General features: G+C 69.4%; 20 protein-coding genes. 9 read left to right on the top strand and 11 right to left on the bottom strand.

The features are described 5' to 3' along the window. Positions 1-197: 197 nt before the first annotated feature. The 5 genes from ABD120_RS23460 (at position 198) to ABD120_RS23440 (ending at position 5228) form a co-directional block, all read left to right on the top strand. The gene (locus ABD120_RS23460) at positions 198-791 is read left to right on the top strand and encodes an RNA polymerase sigma factor (RefSeq protein ID WP_343952146.1); all 594 of its coding nucleotides are present in this window, start codon (positions 198-200) and stop codon (positions 789-791) included. 3 nt (positions 792-794) lie between these two features. Further along, the gene (locus tag ABD120_RS23455) at positions 795-1871 is read left to right on the top strand and encodes a hypothetical protein (protein WP_343952145.1); all 1077 of its coding nucleotides are present in this window, start codon (positions 795-797) and stop codon (positions 1869-1871) included. 792 nt (positions 1872-2663) lie between these two features. Further along, the gene (locus tag ABD120_RS23450; protein ID WP_343952143.1) at positions 2664-3164 is read left to right on the top strand and encodes a hypothetical protein; all 501 of its coding nucleotides are present in this window, start codon (positions 2664-2666) and stop codon (positions 3162-3164) included. Positions 3165-3965: 801 nt separating this feature from the next. Beyond that, positions 3966-4313 carry a hypothetical protein gene (locus tag ABD120_RS23445; protein WP_343952142.1) on the top strand — a complete coding sequence of 116 codons (348 nt, stop codon included), beginning with the start codon at positions 3966-3968 and terminating at the stop codon, positions 4311-4313. 135 nt (positions 4314-4448) lie between these two features. Continuing rightward, entirely contained in the window at positions 4449-5228 is a 780-nt protein-coding gene (locus ABD120_RS23440) for a dienelactone hydrolase family protein (protein WP_343952141.1), read from the top strand. Positions 5229-5458: 230 nt separating this feature from the next. On the opposite strand, the gene ABD120_RS23435 is transcribed toward ABD120_RS23440, so the two are convergent. The 3 genes from ABD120_RS23435 to ABD120_RS23425 are packed head-to-tail and all read right to left on the bottom strand — an operon-like array spanning position 5459 to position 7067. Then, a complete protein-coding gene (locus tag ABD120_RS23435) occupies positions 5459-6412 on the bottom strand; it encodes an NAD(P)-dependent alcohol dehydrogenase (RefSeq protein WP_343952140.1) in 954 nt (317 codons plus the stop codon). Then, positions 6409-6615 carry a helix-turn-helix transcriptional regulator gene (locus tag ABD120_RS23430; RefSeq protein ID WP_425564017.1) on the bottom strand — a complete coding sequence of 69 codons (207 nt, stop codon included), beginning with the start codon at positions 6613-6615 and terminating at the stop codon, positions 6409-6411. The genes ABD120_RS23435 and ABD120_RS23430 overlap by 4 nt, the downstream gene beginning before the upstream one ends. Positions 6616-6635: 20 nt before the next feature. Beyond that, a complete protein-coding gene (locus tag ABD120_RS23425; protein WP_343952138.1) occupies positions 6636-7067 on the bottom strand; it encodes a hypothetical protein in 432 nt (143 codons plus the stop codon). 808 nt (positions 7068-7875) lie between these two features. On the opposite strand from ABD120_RS23425, the gene ABD120_RS23420 reads away from it, so the two are divergent. Then, positions 7876-8775 (top strand): hypothetical protein, encoded by a 900-nt coding sequence (locus tag ABD120_RS23420; RefSeq protein ID WP_343952137.1) that lies wholly within the window; start codon positions 7876-7878, stop codon positions 8773-8775. A gap of 355 nt (positions 8776-9130) precedes the next feature. Further along, entirely contained in the window at positions 9131-9622 is a 492-nt protein-coding gene (locus ABD120_RS23415) for a hypothetical protein (protein WP_343952136.1), read from the top strand. A 211-nt stretch (positions 9623-9833) separates the two neighbouring features. On the opposite strand, the gene ABD120_RS23410 is transcribed toward ABD120_RS23415, so the two are convergent. From ABD120_RS23410 to ABD120_RS23395, 4 genes are all read right to left on the bottom strand, one after another. Next, complete coding sequence (locus ABD120_RS23410) at positions 9834-10637, bottom strand: nuclease-related domain-containing protein (RefSeq protein ID WP_343952135.1); 804 nt, start codon at positions 10635-10637, stop codon at positions 9834-9836. Positions 10638-10744: 107 nt separating this feature from the next. Beyond that, positions 10745-11656: a hypothetical protein gene (locus ABD120_RS23405; RefSeq protein WP_343952134.1), complete on the bottom strand. Its 912-nt coding sequence runs from the start codon at positions 11654-11656 to the stop codon at positions 10745-10747. Between the two features lie 269 nt (positions 11657-11925). Next, the gene (locus tag ABD120_RS23400; RefSeq protein WP_343952133.1) at positions 11926-12570 is read right to left on the bottom strand and encodes a TetR/AcrR family transcriptional regulator; all 645 of its coding nucleotides are present in this window, start codon (positions 12568-12570) and stop codon (positions 11926-11928) included. A 23-nt stretch (positions 12571-12593) separates the two neighbouring features. Continuing rightward, positions 12594-13157 carry an NADPH-dependent FMN reductase gene (locus ABD120_RS23395; RefSeq protein WP_343952132.1) on the bottom strand — a complete coding sequence of 188 codons (564 nt, stop codon included), beginning with the start codon at positions 13155-13157 and terminating at the stop codon, positions 12594-12596. 113 nt (positions 13158-13270) lie between these two features. On the opposite strand from ABD120_RS23395, the gene ABD120_RS23390 reads away from it, so the two are divergent. Further along, the gene (locus tag ABD120_RS23390) at positions 13271-14452 is read left to right on the top strand and encodes an MFS transporter (RefSeq protein WP_343952131.1); all 1182 of its coding nucleotides are present in this window, start codon (positions 13271-13273) and stop codon (positions 14450-14452) included. Between the two features lie 179 nt (positions 14453-14631). Next, on the top strand, positions 14632-15144 hold the full coding sequence (locus tag ABD120_RS23385; RefSeq protein WP_343952130.1) for a serine hydrolase domain-containing protein: 513 nt from the start codon (positions 14632-14634) through the stop codon (positions 15142-15144). 165 nt (positions 15145-15309) lie between these two features. Here ABD120_RS23385 and ABD120_RS23380 read toward each other — a convergent pair whose 3' ends face one another. The 4 genes from ABD120_RS23380 to ABD120_RS23365 all read right to left on the bottom strand — a co-directional run. After that, complete coding sequence (locus tag ABD120_RS23380) at positions 15310-15756, bottom strand: WD40 repeat domain-containing protein (protein WP_343952129.1); 447 nt, start codon at positions 15754-15756, stop codon at positions 15310-15312. After that, on the bottom strand, positions 15753-16091 hold the full coding sequence (locus ABD120_RS23375) for a hypothetical protein (RefSeq protein ID WP_343952128.1): 339 nt from the start codon (positions 16089-16091) through the stop codon (positions 15753-15755). The genes ABD120_RS23380 and ABD120_RS23375 overlap by 4 nt, the downstream gene beginning before the upstream one ends. A gap of 314 nt (positions 16092-16405) precedes the next feature. Beyond that, positions 16406-17833, bottom strand: coding sequence for a rhamnulokinase (locus ABD120_RS23370; protein WP_343952127.1), 1428 nt, complete (start codon positions 17831-17833; stop codon positions 16406-16408). After that, positions 17830-18477: SDR family oxidoreductase (locus ABD120_RS23365; protein ID WP_343952126.1), on the bottom strand; the 648-nt coding region annotated here is incomplete at its 5' end. The genes ABD120_RS23370 and ABD120_RS23365, both read right to left, overlap by 4 nt.

Here is an 18477-nt window from a genome sequence, read left to right as displayed (position 1 = left end):
TCAGATGATCGCCAACAGTCGGCCCATCCACGCCGTCGATCTCCGGCTCGCCCACGTGACGGTGCCCCGGATACGGTGATCTGCCACGGCGGGCAGGGCGCCGATCGTCGCCCTCCGACGGACTCGGCGAAAAATCCACGAACAAGAGTGCCCGCATCGGGCAATCAGCGCCGACCCTCCTTCGAGAAAGGCGCCGGATGCATGATCCTTCTTCGTACCCCGCCACGCGGCTGGCCGAGGAGCCGGACGACGCGTCGGTCATCGGGAAATCGCGGGACGAGCCGGAATGGTTCTCGACGATTTTCGACCGGTACTTCACCATGATCCACCGCTACGCCGCCGCCCGGCTCGGGCTCGGCGCGGCCGACGACGTGGCCGCGGAGACGTTCCTGGCCGCGTTCGACCAGCGCGACCGCTACGACCTGACCCGACCGGAGGCCAGAGCCTGGTTGTACGGCATCGCCACCAACCTCATCGGCCGCCATCGCCGCAGTGAGCTCCGCCTCTACCGGGCGCTCAGCCGGTCGGCGGCCCGCGATGACGCCGAAGGCCACGCCGACAGGGTCACCGACCGGGTGACCGCGGAACAGCTCAGCCCTCGGCTGGCGCGCGGCTTGGAGAGCCTGTCACGCGGCGACCGCGACGCCCTGATGCTCGTGGCCTGCGCCGACCTGAGCTACGCGGAGGTGGCCTTCGCCCTCGGCATCCCGATCGGCACTGTCGGCTCCCGCGTGAACCGGGCCAGGTCCAAACTGCGCAAGACACTGGCTCACGTGGCGGAAGGGGTCTGAACCATGGAAGAACTGCAGGAACTGCGCCGCTACCACGACACGCTGCCGGAGGCCGCTCCGGAGTCCGTGGGCGCGGCCCGGTCCCGCCTGGCGGGTCACATGCGCACAAGCAGGAGTCCGCGTCTCCGCCGCATCCGGCCGATGTGGGGACTGAGCCTGGCCGGAGCGGCCGCCGCGCTGCTCGCCGCTGCCCTGATAGTCGTCCCGGACGTCACACGGGAAACCTCGGACGTCACTCGGGACAAAGGTGTCGAGGCGCCCCAGGCCCGGCCGTCCGCCGCTGTCACCAAGCTGCGACTACGGCCGGTGGCGAACGCCAGGGACCTGGCCGACAACGCGGCGGTGCTGGCCTCCGACGAGCCTGAATGGCGTGCCGAGCCCACCCAGTGGAGCTACGTGAAGAGTCTGAGCGCCCGGACGCAGGTGAACGGCGGGGAGCGGTTGCACGGTCGGCCGACGACGACCAACACCCAGGAGCAGTGGCGGCGACTCAACGACAAGGCGTTCGCGTTCTTCGAGAAGGGCAAGCTCGAAATCCTCAAGGGGTCGGAATTCGAGGTGGCCTACGCCTATCTGCTCGCCCTGCCGACCGACGCCGATCGGCTGCTGGCCCGGATCTACGAGACCGTCGACACGGAGGACGCCAAGAGGCGCGCCGCATCCCGGCAACGGGCGGAGGGCATGGGTGAGACCCCCCAGGACGAGCCCGCCCTGACCTCCGTCGAGCGCGACAGATGGGCATTCCAGCTGATCGCGACGGGTATGCGGGACGCCGCCCTCCCCCCCAGACTCCGCGCCGCCATGTACGGTGCCCTGGCCGGGATCCCCGGCGTCCGCTACGAAGCCAAGTCCTCCGACCTGCTCAAACGCCGGGGGGTCACCCTCTACCACGTCCTGGACGGGTACCTGCGCGACGAGGTCTTCATCAATCCGAAGACCTACGAGTACCTGGGCTACCGCGTCATCGTGCTCAGGGACAAGGACGAGCGCTTCAACACCATGAAGAAGGGCGAGATCCTCAACTGGGACGCCGTGGTCGAGGCGACTGTCGTAGACAAGGCCGGGCAACGACCTGGCTGACGCCGGGAGCCGTTCCACACCGCTCACAGGTACCAGGGTTCGCTACCGAAGGCCATGCCTCGTGGACGAAGGTGGCAGACCCTTGAGGCACTCGATGTTCACGGCGAACACGTGCTGCGGGCGGGCCTTCCCTGTCCGCGACGATGGCCGTGCCGCACGCTGCGGCCATGAGCAAGCTCGTCGGCGGCGCTCGCCCGGGCCACGGAGTTCTCGTGGAGCGGTTGGCGGCCTTCTGCGAGAGAGGCTTGCCGCAGCCCTCGTGCGGTGTGGTCACCGGTGTATTTGGTCTTCTCCTCTCCGGAGGCCGGGTCATGCGTGAGCGAATCCGACTTTGACATGTTTCGGGTGATAAGTCCCAGAGCTTCCGGCGTTTCGCAGAGCGTCAAGCATCGGCCGTTGCAAGGGCCTGCGGGGTGACCGTACAGAATTAAGGTTCAGGCTCTGCACGGTTCAACCGCATTGCCCAGGTCACAGCACCGACATCGGGGCGCCCCCGATTACGGTCCCCCACGCGCGCGGCCGATTTCCGTCCGAAACCTGGCCCCATGTCACACCTTCGAAGGCTGTGACGTCTATTGGGTGCGGCCAACTCGGCCGGGCCGCAGCCGCCTGACAGCCTCCAGAAAGAGATCTCGAAGGCGAACCGGGGAACCGAATTCCGACAGTCGGATCAGAAAGGCGCCGCCGAAATAGGAACACTTGACCATGAAAATCAACCACGAGATACCCGCACGACTTACTTCAGGAGGACCTGCTGTGAGCACGAACTCAACGACTGCCAAACTGGGTGCGGTGGGCGCTGTCATCGCCTCGGCCGTTCTCGCCCTTGCGGCGCCCGCCGCTGCGGCGGACCCCATCTGGTCCGCCGCGGCGGACCCCACGTCCACGGAGACCGCGACCCGCCCGCACTGCGTGGCCGACACGGGCTCCACGTCCATGACTTGCTTCGAGACCGAGAGGGAAGCCGACGCCTTCGGCGACGGCAGCCAGATCGCGGCGACCTGGCAGGTGCAGGTCATCCTTTATGACGGCTCTGGCTACTCCGGCGCTTCGATCAGGCTGGGGTCGACCGGTCGGTGCTCGCCCTCGACCGGCGACGTCGACGGATTCGCGCCGGATCTCGGTCGGTGGGGCTGGAGCAACCGCGCCAGTTCGTTCCTCACGCGCAACAATTGCGACATGAAAGCCTGGGACCTCACCGACTACCGCGGTGACCACTTCGCCACATACCGCGACCACGACATCGAACTCACCGGCATGAACAACCGGATCTCCTCATTCAAGTTGAGCTGACCTCGACAAGGGATGCGAGGAACATCGGCACAAAAACCCAGCGGCCCCACTATCCGTGACAGCCAGTCATGGATAAAAGCCCAATATCTGCGGCACCCGTGACGCTGAGCTCCGGTACAGCCGGGACGACGTGAATCGGCCCAGTTATCTGCGGTTAGCGTGCTGAGCACAAATTTCCGCGCCGTTGTTCCTCGCGCCCTGCGCTATGTCTGGGCCCGCCTGACCGCATCGCGTTGTCCTTGCGGCGTGTCCGGAAGGACACTTTGCGTGCCGCGGCCATGTACATGCACGCCACCACCTCATCATCCGTCAGGAAATCCACCGGCATAGCCAGCAAAGTAGAGCCAACCAGCAGATCAAATACTCACAGCAATGAGGCCGTACATGAATCCGCGCCCGCACGGCGTCTGGTTGCATCAGAACGGCCAGCGGCGATAATCCGAGCCCCGACGGCTCGCCGACGCCGTTGGCCGTTCTGTTGCTGCTCAAGCCCTTAGAAACCCCAGCGTTCAGGCGAACTGAAGGCTTTCAGGCTCTCCGTGAGATGTGGACCCTTGGGTTCGTCTCGACTGGCCGGGTCCTGGCCATCGACTGTGGTGGCGAGGAGGGTGCGGTCGTTCTCGGCGTAGTGGACGGCGGTCCTGGGGTCGAGGCCGAAGACGGCAGCGAGGTGGAGCGGCTCGGGGCCGTGGGTATGTCCGGGCTGACCAGGGAGAGGCCAGGGAATCGCTTCAGCAGGGCGGGGAAAACGATGCGCATCTCCATTCGCGCCAGCGGCGCACCGAGGCAGTGGTGGACGCCGTGACCGAGCGCTCCCCGGGCGAGGGCGAGGGTGTCGGGATCGTCGATGAAGTCGGGATCCCGATCGGCGGCGGGCAACGAGCGACCACGAGTGAGCCGGCGGGGATGGCGTGCCCGGCGATCTCCACGCCCCGTCGTGGCCGTACGCAGCAGCGGCGAGTGCAGAATGGGCAGCCGGCGCAACAGCTCCTCGACGGCGGACTCGGTCGGGGCCGGGTCGTCGCGGATCAGGGCGAGTTGGTCGAGGTGCCGCAGCGCCGTACCGCGATCTTCTTCTCCACGGGCAGCACCACGTTCAGCCACGGAGCCTCCGAAAACCCGTTGGCGGACCACCGTGACCACCGTTAGCTTCAGACGGCCGTGCAAGAGACCGAGGAGGTGGTACCCGTGAACGTATCGACATGGGTGCTCCCCTCTGGGGTCACGGTCGGGCGATAGGTCGTCCGGGAGCGCCGTCAACGAGCACTCCCGAAAGGCACGACCATGCGATTCACCTCCGAGCAGCGCCTCGACGACGGCCTCCTCGAACGGGAATTCACGTTCGGCGAGGTCCCCGGCATCCTGTGGACGCCCGGGTCCGCATCCGTACCGGTGCCGCTGATCCTGCTCGGCCACCCCGGCGGACTGCACCAGATGTACCCCCGGCTGCTGGCCCGGGCCCGGCACTCCGCGGCGGACGGCTTCGCCGCGGCCACCATCGAGGTCCCCGGGGGCGGTGACCGGCCCCGTTCGGCAGCCGCCGAGCAGGCCCGCGCCGACCTGCACCAGGCGCTGGAGACCGGCGATCCGATCGACGGGGAGATCGTCGACCGGCTCGTCCTCCCGGTGGTCGAAAAGGCGGTCCCGGAATGGCAGACCGCCCTGGACGCCCTGCTTTCGCTGCCCGAGGTCGGCGGCCCGGTCGGGTACTCGGGAGGAGTGATCTCCGTCGGCGTCCGGCTGGCGGTGGTCGAGCCGCGCATCTCGGCCGCCGTTCTCTTCGCCGGGAGTTTCGTGCCTCGCAGCATGTTCGAGGAAGCCCGGCGGGTCACCATTCCGCTGCACGTCCTGCTGCAGTGGGACGACGAAGGCAACGACCGGCAGGCGGCCCTGGATCTGTTCGACGCCTTCGGCTCCCAGGAGAAGACGCTGCATGCCAACATGGGCGGCCACACCGGCGTCCCGCAGTTCGCGGGGGACGCGGCGGCCCGGTTCTTCACCCGGCATCTGAGCCGGCCGCCGACCGCCCCGCCGTCAGACGGTAGGCGGTGCCGACCAGGATGACGGCGGCGGTGCTCGGCCATCAGCGTTCCGTGTTGCCCCCATCGGGACGAAAGCTCAACCCGCCGGCTTTGGCGTGACTTCCGATCCCGCCTCCAGAGCCGGGGATGAGCCGGGCGGTGGGGTGCTGTCACCGATGACCTGCGACAGCGAGCCGACGCGGAGAGGGTTGCCACCGGGCGATGCACGTCTGTCAGGACTCGCCGCAGGACATCGATGTCGGCGCCCCGAGGTCAATCAACCGTGATGACGAGCTTTCCTGGCGCGTTGCCCGCCGCCAGGTCGCCCACTGCGGTGGGGGCCTCCGCCAGGGTGTACGTGCGCCCGACGGCCGGTCGCACGGTCCCGGCCTCGATGAGGTCGCGCAGTGTGTCCAGGTCGGCGGTGCGGGTCAGCGCGATCGGCGCCTGCAGGCGCCGGCGCGTGAACGGGGTGATCAGCCGGACGGCCAGCGCCCGGCCGAGCGCGCCGAACCACCGGCCGCCGCCCTCGCCGCCGACGATGGCGAGCCGGCCGCGCTCAGTGAGCAGCCCGCGCAGCATGGCCAGCGGCCGGTTGCCCGCGATGTCGATGATCAGATCGTATGTCCCGGTGAGCGGCTCGCGTGTGTAGTCGATGACGGCCTGGGCGCCCAGTGACCGGGCGAGGTCGGCCTTGGCTGTGCTGCACACGGCGGTGACGTGGGCGCCGCCGGCGACCGCGAGTTGCGTCGCGAAGCTGCCCACTCCGCCACCGGCACCGATGACCAGCACCTTCTCGCCGGCGGTGACCTGGCCGACGGCCCGTAGCGCGGTCACCCCAGACACGGGTACGGCCGCCGCTTCGATGAAGCTCAGGTTGACGGGCTTGCGGGCGAGCTTGCCCGGGCGGGCGAGCGCGAACTGCGCGTACGTTCCGGTCGCCGCGCCGTACACCTCGTCGCCGGGGCGAAACGCGGTCACTTTGGCGCCGACGGACTCCACGACGCCGGCCACGTCCATGCCCGGCACCCGGTTGCGAGGTCGGCGCAGGCCGAAGCCGAGGCGGCCGATGAGCGGCAGCCCGGTCATGACGTGCCACACGCCGTAGTCGACGCCGGCCGCGTGTACCCGGATCAGCACTTCGTCGGCGCCGGGCGTCGGGATCGGGACCTCGCCGAGGCTCAGCATGTGCGGCGGGCCGTACTCGTCCTGGACGATCGCCCTCATGAGAGATCTCCTTCGGTGTCTGGGTACTGGAAGACGTCGTCGAGTCCGACCCGGAACACCCGGGCGATGCGGAACGCCATCTCCAGCGAGGGGGAATAGCGACCCTGTTCGATCGCGATGATGGTCTGGCGGGTGACGCCGACCTGATCGGCCAACTCGGCCTGGGTCATCTCGTCGTGCGCGAACCGCAGGGCCCGGATCACGTTGGTGACCTGCGTCGGCTTCACCACGTCTGGAAGCCGCCCTTGCGGTACGCCATGATCTTGGCGAACGAGCTGAGCACCGAGGACAGCACGAACGCCAGGCAGACGGCGTTGGCGATCCAGAAGTGGCGCAGCTCGGCGATGGCCATGACCAGTACGGCGAGCGCGCCGATGGCGAGGATCGACTGCCCGATGCGCTCGCTGACCTGGTTGATCTCACGGTCGCGCTCGTCGGTGCGGTCGGCGCCGTGGCCGCCCGCGACAGCCATCGCGATGTGGGCCACGATCGCGGCGACGATGGCGCCACCGATGGTCCACAGCAGAGTTCCCGCGTAGGCGACGTCGGCGAGCGGGCCTTCACCAGCTCTGCTCAGGATGGTCACCACGTAGATCGTGTACGCGCCGACGGAGACCACCATCATCACCCAGGCGCGCTTTTCCTCGAAAGCCATGCCCGCTCCTCGTGTAAAACAAAGCTGACATCAATCAATGTAAAGCGCTCCGGACACGATGTCAAAGTTTATTAACACGCATGACCGACGACGCCACAGCGCCCGGCGCGGTGTTGCCTTCCGGGCATGAGGGGCCCCGGACCACCCCGTGAGCGATGCCGATGAACGCCACCCTGCCTGTGCTGCCTGGCCCACCCCGGCTCGCCGAACTGCTCCGGGTGCCGACCTCGGCCCGGCCAGTCCTGGCACCCGCCGCCGTACCCCGAAGCTTTCCACCCGGGAAAGGTCCGGGGTCGAAGACCCCAGGAACAGCCGTTGGCGCCGCGATCTCGATGTGTGATCGCTCTACCTGGAAGTTTCTGGCCCATGGATGGTGGAGCGTCCGACGGCGAGGGGCTGGACGAACAGGCGACCGAACGGGTCGTTCCAGTCGAAGACGGATACGCCGAGTTCGGGGGGTCGGTGAGGATCTGCTTGGTCACGGTGAAAGCGCTGCCGTCCCACACGGGGCAAAGGCCTGGTCGAGGCCGGCGCGGTTGCGGCCGGTGGTGCCGGAGAAGCCGCAGTCGATGGAGATCCCTACCTCTGAAACGCCGAGGGTCAGGAGTTGCTCGGTCGTCAGTCGAGCAGCGAGCGTAGCCGACACGGGTATCGCTCACGCGCTCGTCCGGATAGCCTGCAATGATTACCAGGAGTTACATTTCCTCCCGGCAGCAGCGACCCGAGCGGCAACGCGAACGCTGCGCCGACCGCTGGGACGCGTATGTTGCCCGGCGTTGAGATCACCGGGCCTGTGAGCGGGCAAGGAGTGCCTGATGTTGTATGGGCGGGAGCAGTACTGCTGCTCAGCCTCGCCTTCACCGCCGCGACGCTCGCGTTGGCCTACCGGCTGCTCACCCGCCGCGACCTGGGCCACGGCCTGATCCCCGAACGTCCCGGCCCGGCCACCTCCGACCAACTGCGTAGCCCGCTGTGCCTGGCCTGGCGGCTGCAGAAGGGCCTGCTCGGCGGCTGGATCGCCGCATACGCGATCGCCGGGCTGGTCCTCGGCTCCCTGGCCACCTCCATCGAGGAGGTCGCCCGGCAGGGCGCCGCCGTCGAGGAGTTCTTCCGCCGCTACACCGCAGCGCCCGATGTCACCATGACCGACGCCTATCTGTGGCTGATCGCGCTCAGCCTGGGCTACGTCTCGGCCCTCTACCCACTGGTGGCCCTGCTGCGGCTGCGCAACGAGGAGCTCTCCGGCCGTGCCGAACTGCTCCTGTCCGCCCCGGTCTCCCGCGTGCGCTGGGTCACCGGCCACCTGCTCATCGCCCTGGCCGGAAGCGTACTGATACTCGCCGCCGCAGGGTTGACCATGGGACTTGTGGCGGGGGCACCGGGCAAGGTGCTCGCCGGCGCCCTGATCCAGGTGCCCGCCACCTGGACCCTGGCCGGGATCGGCGTCCTGGCCTTCGGCCTGCTCCCCCGCGCGGCAGCCGCGATCTCCTGGGCGGCCTTCCTGTTCGTCAACCTCTTCGGCGAGGTGCTCGGACCCATCCTCGGCATCGACTACTGGATCGCCAAGTACGCCGTGCCCCACCCCAACCTGCCCATGGTCATCTCCGGCGAGCCCTTCACGGCCACAGCCATCGCGATCATGACAGGCGTCACCGCCGTCCTTGTTGCGACCGGCCTTGCCGCCGTCAGACGCAGGGCGCTCACCTGAGTCTCGTGACGAGCTCGGCCATCGGTGGGGATCACACTGTCGATAACGGCAGGTGTTGACGCCGGAGTACCGTCCTCTGCCGGCCGACCTCGGGCCCATCTACCAGGGTCTCCCGGACAGCCTGGAGCACACCAGGCTCGCCGCCTGCGCATCCTGCACAGCCTGTACAACCACGCCTTGCAGGAGTGCCATCGCCCGAAGTGGCTGATGGTGACGCGGCGACTGGTTCCGGCGGGCAGATCGCCCCAGGGTGTCCACGATGTGTCCCACGTCACCCTCCACCCTGATATACGCAGCCGTATAGTTCGCTCTACCCTTTCTATACGCCAACGTATAGAAATCCGCAGGAGCGATCATGGCACACGCGCCCAGCCCCGTATCCGCCCAGGTGGGCGTCGCAAACGTCGAGCTCTCCGCCCGGGCGCTCAGCACGCTGCCCCGCATCGACTACGCCGACCGCTTCAGCCTGTCCACCCGCGCCGAGGCCGGGCCGGAACGGTGGGCGCGGGCGATGTTCGGCGACGTCCCCACCCCGGCCGAGCGCTTCATCTGGAGCGGCCTGCTCGGCCTGCGTCTCCATCGCGGCCACGCCCCCGAGACCGTCGCCGGATGGCGGGTAGCCGGGCACGGCCAGGACTGGATTCTGTTGCGGGCCGTCTCCTGGATGCTGACCGGCAACCTCCTCGTGCAGCGCGGGCACGAGGAAGTCTCGCTCACCACGATGATCGGTTACGACAGGGGCATGGCCCGTCTCGTGTGGCCACCGCTGTCGGCCGTCCACCGCCGCCTTAGTCCCGGCCTGCTGCTGCACGCGCGCCAGGTCGTCGGCGGCGCCGTACCCCGCTGACCCGCACCTCGCGGGTGTTCGCCCAGGTGTGAGGGAGAATCACGGAGGCGTGCGAAGCACATTCCGCACACCGCAGTACGCCGACGCCCTCGTCGACGCCTTCCTCAAAGCCATGCGGCCGGACGTCGGCGAATCCGCCCGGTGATCAATCCTTCGGACCTCAGGAGGCGGCCTGAGCTGAGCCCCGAGCACAGAGAACCATGCGCGCGGGTCATCGCGGTGGGCGTGGCGGCCGCTCGACGTAGACCGGGAACAGTTCGGCGGCCGCCACCTGAAGCTGTTGGACGACCGAGGGCGGCAGCGCCGCCGGCCGCCGCATAATCCATTTCGCGACCGCGGCCGCGCGCAGCATCTTCACGCCGTCCACCATGAGCCCGCGCCGTGGCACGTGCGGGCCGTGCACCGCCAGCACCGGTGTGACCTCCACCGGCATCCGCAGGCGACGGCTCAGCGCCTTGGCGACCGCGCCGGTCTCGTATAACACCGACCGCACCTCGTCGGAACCCCCGCGGCGGCCGACCCTGACGTCCCGGCCGCGCCGGGTGATCCGCCGGTCGCGCCGCCACGCCTTGCTGTCGATCACGACCACCCCGGACGGGCCGACAGCCAGGTGATCCAGGTTGGCCCGCCCGTACGGCAGCGCCCGGTCGTGCAGCACCAGGTACCCGCCGGCCTCCAGCCGCCGAAGATACCGGGCCGTGCGCCGCTCGCCCATCGCCCCGCGACGCCAGGTGCGCACCGCCTCGTGTCTGCGCCAGCGATAGACGGCGTCGACCGTCGCTGCGATCACCGCGAGCGCCAGGCCCGCCTGCCAGCCGATCACCACAGTTCCGGCGACACCGGCCAGCACCGCCACGACCCCGCGCACGACCAGCCGCCGTACCCGCCCCTTGCCCAGTTCGGCTCGGTACCGCGCGTGCGCGGAGGCACCCGCCTCACCGGCTTGCGGAACACGCGACAGCCGGGGTATGGGCGGCGTCCACGGCGAGGAAGAGGAAGGCTGGGGAGAAGCCATCAACGGGGAACCTCCAGAGGCTGCGAAACCGGGGGAACGTACGCGTACGGAGGAGCTCCACCCGAGCGTACGCGCAGCCGCCGACAAACCCCAGCGGTCTCCAGAAGTCACATACATCCGACAGCTGCCGGATCAGCAGGAGGGGCCAGCCGGGCGATGACGCCGCAGGCGCTGTCGTCGGGATCGCCGATCACCTCATACCCGGCGGCGGTGAGAACCTGGGTCAGAGCCCGCAGCTCGGCTCCGATGTCAGCGCCGGCCATGACGCCGACCAGGGAGATGTAGAAGTCGCCGTCCGCGCTGCTGTCCACCGAGAAGCCGAGAGCGTGCAGGCGGGTCTTCTCCGCGACCTCCAAGACTTCGCGGATGTCGGCGATGCGCAACAGGTCGTGAAGTTCCTCCATCTGGTGGTCACTGTCCAGCACGAGAACGAACTGCGTCATGGCGGGTTGCATCAGGGGCGAGCCGGGATCTGCGGCGACGGCCTCGGCGAGTCCGGGAATCCGCGAGGCGATCCAGTCGAGCGGGGCGACCCGCACCCAGTAGCGCTCCAGGCCCTCCTCGATCAGAGCATCGACGCGGGGATCGTCGGTCACCAGCTCGGCCCAGCCGTCATAGTGGAGGTAGGGCGCCAGGTCCAGGCCGTACTCGGGGCTGTCGTCATCGACGCCACGCCGCCCGGTGGTGATCACGACGACCAGATGACGCTCCAACTGGGCGGGCGTGATCGCGGTGGTCTCCACGTGCTTCCATCGCGTCCAGGCGGCCTGCTTGGTGAGCATGGCCGCGCGCCCGATCGCCGACCAGCTCGTGCCGGCGGCACGGGCGTTTCGCACGATGGTGCTCTGCAGGCGGTCGGCGGCCAGCCGCGCTTCGTGAGCGGCGTCCAGCGCCTCCACATGCCGCCCGGCCAGGGTGGCGGTCATGGCCGCGCCCACGTACCTGTCGAACTCGCGCTTCCAGAACGCCGGATCCTGCCGGTCGCGACTGGGCGGCTGAGGAACGCTCTCCTTGCTCATGTTCCGTAGCATCTCGAATACGGAGCGTAGTCGTCAGACCTTTCGGCGATCAGGCCGGACTCGTTCCCGGTCCAGTCGCGGACGCCACTACACCCAGTGGGCTCGGTGAATCGGTTCGGTCAGAAGCCACATGCGAGTGAAGACCCGGCGGGCGACCGGCCCGACGCTGTCACCACCGACCGGCGGTCAGGGTCCGACCAGCAGGTCTACCCAGCGCGCGTTCATGCGCACCATCCGACGTATCCGAACGGCGCCCCCGGCCTGGTCCGCTATGGGGCGGCGCAGGCGTAGCTGCGGAGGAAGGCCCGCACGCCGCCGGTGACGAGCCGAGTGATCTCTTCCTGGGGCAGTGGGACGGCTCCGTAGAACGTCTGCTGGTTGACGTCGGTGACGGTCAGCAGGGTGAGGTGCGCGGCGGCACTCTCGGCGTCGTCGACCTTCAGCAGACCTCGGTCGGCGATCTGGCGCATGTACGGCGCCAGGCGCAGGTGACCGGTCTGCGGCCCGGCGGCGATCCAGGCTTTCAGGATCGGTGGCGGAATGTGGGCGGCCTCCGCCTCGATCGCCCGCACCAGGGCGAAGTGGTCGGGGAACGACGTCACCGCAGCGACCCGGTCGAGAGAGAAGTCGATCAGGTCCTGCTCCAGATCCACGATCTTGCGCAGGTGCCGATCCATGATCTGCGCGATCGCGGCGGTGACTTCTTCGGCGCCTTCCAGCGCGACGGTCAGGAACAACTGCTCCTTGTCGGTGAAGTGGTTGTAGACCGTCCGCTTGGACACCCCCGCCGCGGCGCTGATCGCGTCCATGCTGGCACGGGTGTAGCCGTCACGGCCGAACACGCGGCGGGCGGCCTCGGTGATCGCCCGCCGCTTGTCCGGCCTGCCGTACGGCTCGGGCTGACGGTTGGTCATCGGCGTCCTTCCGGGCTGGGGTTCTACTGTGCTGCAGTGTACGGGTGGATCTTGCATGACAGGGCGTGCAGCAGTTCCCGCAGCAGGTCCGCGGTGTAGGGGTCGTTCAGCTCGCGCTCACCGGTGAAGCGGGTGTCGCAGCGGAACACCGTCACCTCCGGTTTGACCACGACCTCCGCCCCCACTGCGGCCAGGATCTGGCGGAGGGCGAGTTGCGCGCGTACCGAACCGAACGGCCCCGGCGAGGCGCCCGCGATGGCCACCGGCTTGCCGCGCAGCAACCCTTCGGGTGCGGTGCTCGCCCAGTCGATGGCGTTCTTCAGCGCGGCCGGGACGGAGGCGTTGTGTTCCGGTGTGGCGATCAGCAGGGCGTCGGCCATGGCGATGCGGGCCCGGAACTCGGCGACCGGCGCCGGTGGCGTGCCGTCGTCCAGGTCCTGGTTGTAGAGGGGCAGCCGGCCCAAATCGTGATCGATGTCGATGGCCGTTCCGGCGGGGTTCAACGTGCGCGCCGCGTGGAGCAGCGCGGTGTTGTGGGAGTCCGCCCGCAGACTGCCGGACAAGGCCAGGATGTTCAGCTCGTTCATGTCTCCCCTTCGGTCGGCGAACACCTTCGGTCGGCGAACACCTTCGGTCGGCGAACACCTTCAAAGTACACTAATTGGTGTGCAATTTACACCATCGAGTGTATTTTGAGGCTGTGAACCAAGCACCCGTCCGCAAGGGACGAATCTCCGTCCTGCTCCTCGCCCTGCTGGCGACCCCGACCTCACTCAGCGCCAACAGCACCACGACGGTCATCCCCGGCCTGGCCCGCGCACTCGACGTATCGGTTGCGGACGCGACGTGGGCCGCCACCGCTTTCGGCTGGGGCGGTGTGCTGGGCGCCCCCCTCACCGCCGCCCTGCTGCGTACCCGAGGCATGCGCACCGCCACGCTCGTCAACGCCGCCCTGGTGCTTCTCGGCACACTTCTGGTGGCGCTCGCACCGGAGTTGCCGGTACTGCTGGCCGGACGCGCCGCCCAGGCCGCCGGTGGAGGCGGCCTGGTGACCGTCGCCATCACCCTGGCCGGCACCGCCTCCCGGACAGGCGTCGTCACCGCCGGGGTCGGCCTGGTCGGCGCGTTCGGCCCGCTGGCCGGCTCGACCCTGTCGGCGATCTCCTGGCAGACGCCGCTGCTGCTGTCTCTGCCCGCGCTTCTGGCCGTCCCCGCCGTACTGCGGCACGTTCCCGCGCACCACTCCGATCGGGACGCCGCCTCCACCGACCTCGTCGGCATCCTGCTGGTGATGACGCTGATCAGCGCGTTCGTCCTGACCCCGCGCCTGGGCGCGGCGGCGCTCGCCGCAGCAGCCGTCGCGGGCCTGCTCCTGACCGCGCACGCCCGCAGGAACGCCGCCGGGTTCGTCCCCCGGGCGGTGGTGGGCACCCGGGTGTTCGTGACCGCTTCAGCGACCGCGTGCGCACTGTCCACGTCCTACTTCGCCCTGCTCTACACCGTGCCCCGAATGCTGGAACACCACTGGCCGGCCGAACGGATCGGGCTGATGACGCTCATCATGCTGGCCGCCGGCTCCGTCGCCTCGCTGATGTTCACGCGTCGGACCTCCCGGTACGATCCCGCCCGCGCCCGGACGGTCCTCCTGGCCACCGGCACCGTGGCCGTGGCCCTGCCGCTGACCGTGCCCTGGCCGGTGGCGATCGTGGCGGCCACCGCGTTCGCGGTGTTCGCCGCCACGGCGGCGATGGCCTGGTACGCCGCCCGCGTCGGCGAGGCAGCCCCGCCCGGACATCGGGCCACGGCTGTCGCCCTGTTCACCCTGTGCTACCAACTCGGCGGCGCCTTCGGCCCGGCGCTGGCCACCGTCCTGATCGTGTGAGCGAGGTCTCCGAAGCGGATCGTGAACCCACGGGTTACCCGTCCGTCCGAAGATCGGCTGTTGTTCCGCCCGACCGGCGGAGGCAGGCTTGAGGCACGCGGACGAGCCCGGTCCATCTCGTAGACCCGACACGGCTCGGCGAGTTGTTCGCCCGAGCGCGTCACCGGAAACGAGGAACCATGAACACCCACCCAGCGATCACGGCGAGCAAGGTCCTGCGAGGAGCGGGAGTCGCGGCGCTGGCGGCCACGTTGCTGGCCGGGGCTGCCGCCCCCGCAGCGGCCGGTACCGGCGACTTCAACGCCGACGGCTCATGGGAGCCCGGGATCGTCTCCTCCGGCGACGCCTGGGTGAAGGACCGGTTCCGCGACCACACACCCGAGGAACTGGTACGGCTGGCGCTGTCGAAGCCGGCGCGGTTCGCGCCGGGCACGGACCAGAAGTACACCAACACCAACTACACGGTGGCCATGCTGCTGATCGAGAAGGTCACCGGCCGCTCCTACGCCGACCAGTTGCAGCAGCGGATCCTGCGACCGCTCGGGCTCAAGGACACCATGGTGGCGGGCAGCCGGACGCATCTGCCCGAACCGCACGCCACGGCTACTACCGCCACCAGGACGGTGGCCGGGAGAAGGTGGCCGACCTGTCCCGCCAGAACCTGTCCCTGCTGGCCGGCGCCGGAGACCTGATCTCGACCAGAACACCGATCGTCTGTGCCGAACTCACTGAGTTCGGCACGGACGGGCGGCGCACCCGCGCTCACATCGAGACCCGCCCACGTGGCTATCGCGTCCTACCGGTGACCCGGGACGGCTTTGTGTTCGCCGGGCACGCCACCCCGGACGACCTGTTCGTCAGCGCCGATCGTCGGCGAGCAGTGCTGCGCGACCCTGGCTTGCGGCGACCATCCAGGCGCGGACCTGCCGGTCCGCAGTGATCAACATCCGCCCGTCCGGGCTGAGAGCCTGCCACCATCCGGCGTCGTGGTGGTCCAGGCGGATCAGCGGCCGGCCGTCCACACCGTCCACGACGACGCTCTCAGCGCGCGGCCGGGCGAACAGAACTCGTGGACCCGAGGACGACCAGGCGATCATGGTGCGCTTGCTACCTGCAGGCACGGGCACCTCCACCGCCTCGGCGATCACTCCGTGGTCGATCCACTGCAGGACCGACGTCTCTGCGCCGCTGCCTGCAGCCAGCAGTCTCTCGCCGTCCGGGGCGAACGACACAGCGTCGACGCGTTCGAGACCGGTGTCGTGACGAGCGACCTCTGCACCCGACGGCAGGGCATGGACCGTCACCCGGCCAGCGCCGCCAGGCGGTAGTCCGGTGACAGCGCGGCGGAAGACACTCCATCGAACAGGCGCGGACCGTCGCCGGTGGCCAAGCCGTGATGAAGCACCCGGTGGGCCGCAAGCCTGTGCCACGGCCGTTCCTTCCCCGCCGACCAGTCCGCCCACCACGCGTCCGGCATCTCCCTGATCGCGACCGGCCACCGGCTGACAGCGGCTGCCAGCGCTTTCACCTCGCCGTCTGTAAGCCCCTCTCCCAAGGCGCACACTTCTCGCCACCGCGCTGCGGTGGGCTGCCCCTCCAGCAGCGACTTCAACGGATTCTGCTGCTCGCCCGCACCCATAATGATCAACGTACAGGTCCGTTGAGGTCCTGGGCAGCAGTGTGGATGTGGCCCCGGCTCCCGGCCTCGGTCGCGACGGGCCGGGGTGAGCAGGTACCGCAGATAGCTTCGCTGTTCGGGGCGGACCGCCAGTGCGACGAGGTGGGTGATGTCGGAAGTATCAAAACTTCTCCCGCATGCCCTGGCGACAGCAGGAGTACCACAGCTCTTCCCACACCTCGGCGAGCGCGTCGGGGTCTTGGGCGCGCGTGTGCCAGGCAGGAGGAAGTTCGGAAAAGTCGGGACATCGGCGTACGAGGATCGGCCACCGGCGTTCAGCCGGTCGGATCGTGGCGAATCGGGGTGAAGGCCCGGGCGACGAGCGAGCGGAGGGCTTCGAGGTCGCCCCCGGCGAAGCCCGCAGCGCGGGCCTGCACGAGCGCGTTACCGATGGCCGTCGCCTCCGAGGGGCCGGCGAGCACCGGAAGGCCCGAGCGGTCGGCCGTACGCCGGCAGAGCAGGGTGTTGAGCGCGCCGCCGCCCACGATGTGGATCGTCTCGACGTCGACGCCCGAGAGGGCCGACGCCGTGCGCACGGCGCTCGCGAACGCCTCGGCCAGGCTCTCGACGATCGAGCGGGCGAACTCCGCGCGGCTCTGCGGCGCGGCGATCCCGCGCTCGGCGCACCACGCCGCGATGCGCCCCGGCAGGTCGCCCGGGGCGAGGAAGCGAGGGTCGTTCGCGTCGAACACGGGCACCTCGGCCGTGACCTCGGCCGCCTGTGCCAGCAGCCCGGGCAGGTCGATCGACGACCCGTCCCGCTCCCACCAGCGCACCGACTCCGACAGCAGCCAGAGCCCCATGACGTTGCGCAGGAAACGCACCCGGCCGTCGACGCCGGCCTCGTTCGTGAAGTTCGCCTCGCGCGCGGCCGCCGTGATCACCGGCCGCTCAAGCTCGACGCCGACGAGACCCCAGGTGCCGCAGGAGATGTACGCCGAGGACTCGGGGCGCATCGGCAAGGCGACGACCGCGGAGGCCGTGTCGTGTGAGCCGACGGCCACGACCTGCAACCCGGCGGGGGCGCCGAGTTCGGCGGCGACGCCGGGCCGCAGGTCGCCCAGCGAGGCGCCCGGCGACACGAGACGGGGCAGCACGGACGGTTCCAGCCCGAGCCGTCCGACGAGCTCGCGGTCCCACTCGCCCGTCTCGACGTCCAGCAGCCCGGTCGTCGAGGCGATGGTGCGCTCGGCGACCTTCGCGCCGGTGAGCTGGAAGCCGACGAGGTCGGAGATGAGCAGGAGCGAGTCGGCGAGCTCCAGCCCGCCGCCCGCCTGCTCGGCGGCGAGCTGGTAAACGGTGGTGATCGGCAGGAACTGCAGTCCGTTGCGGCGGTAGAGCTCCTCGAACGGTATCCGCGCGTGCACTGCCTCGGCCGCCGCCGCGTTGCGTTCGTCGCGGTAGTGGAAAGGCTCCCCCAGGAGCCGGTCGCCGCGCAGCAGCGCGTAGTCGACGCCCCAGGAGTCCACGCCGATGGACACGACACCGGGCTCGCGGCGGAACGCGTCCGCGAGTCCGCGCGTGAGGTCGCGGTAGAGGCCCGCGAAGTCCCAGTGCAGGCCCGACGCCAGGCGCACGGGCCCGTTCTGGAACCGCGCGACGTGGTCGAGCCTGAGCGTGCCGGCCGCCTGGTCGACGTACCCTACGACGACCCGGCCGCTCGTGGCCCCGAGGTCGACCGCCGCGACGGCTCCGGCGCTCATCGCAGGAACGCGGGGGCGACCCCCGCGTCGACCGGGACGTGCAGGCCGGTGGTGTGGCTGAGCTCGGGTCCGGTGAGCACGAACACCGCGTTCGCGACGTGCTCGGGCAGCACCTCGCGCTTCAGGATCGTGCGCTGGGCGTAGAACCTGCCGAGGTCCTCCTCGGGGACACCGTACGTCCTGGCCCGGTCGGCGCCCCAGCCCGAGGCGAAGATGCCCGAGCCGCGTACGACGCCGTCGGGGTTGACGCCGTTGACCCTGACCCCGTGCTCGCCGAGCTCGACCGCGAGCAGGCGCACCTGGTGGGCCTGGTCGGCCTTGGCCGCTGAGTAGGCGATGTTGTTCGGGCCGGCGAACACCGCGTTCTTCGAGGAGATGTAGACGATGTCGCCGCCGAGACCCTGTTCGACGAGCACCCGCGCGGCAGCCTTCGACACGAGGAACGAGCCCTTGGCCATGACATCGTGCTGCAGGTCCCAGTCGGCCTCGGTGGTCTCGTGGAGTGGTTTCGACAGCGAGAGGCCGGCGTTGTTCACCACGAGGTCGAGGCCGCCGAAGGCGAGCACCGCCGCGTCGATCGCGGCCTGCACCTGCGCGGCGTCCGTCACGTTCGCCCGCACGCCGATCGCGACGTCCGGGCCGCC

The sequence above is a fragment of the Nonomuraea longicatena genome (assembly GCF_039525605.1).
GTDB lineage: Bacteria > Actinomycetota > Actinomycetes > Streptosporangiales > Streptosporangiaceae > Nonomuraea > Nonomuraea longicatena.
This window is presented reverse-complemented; position numbering and strand designations above follow the sequence as displayed.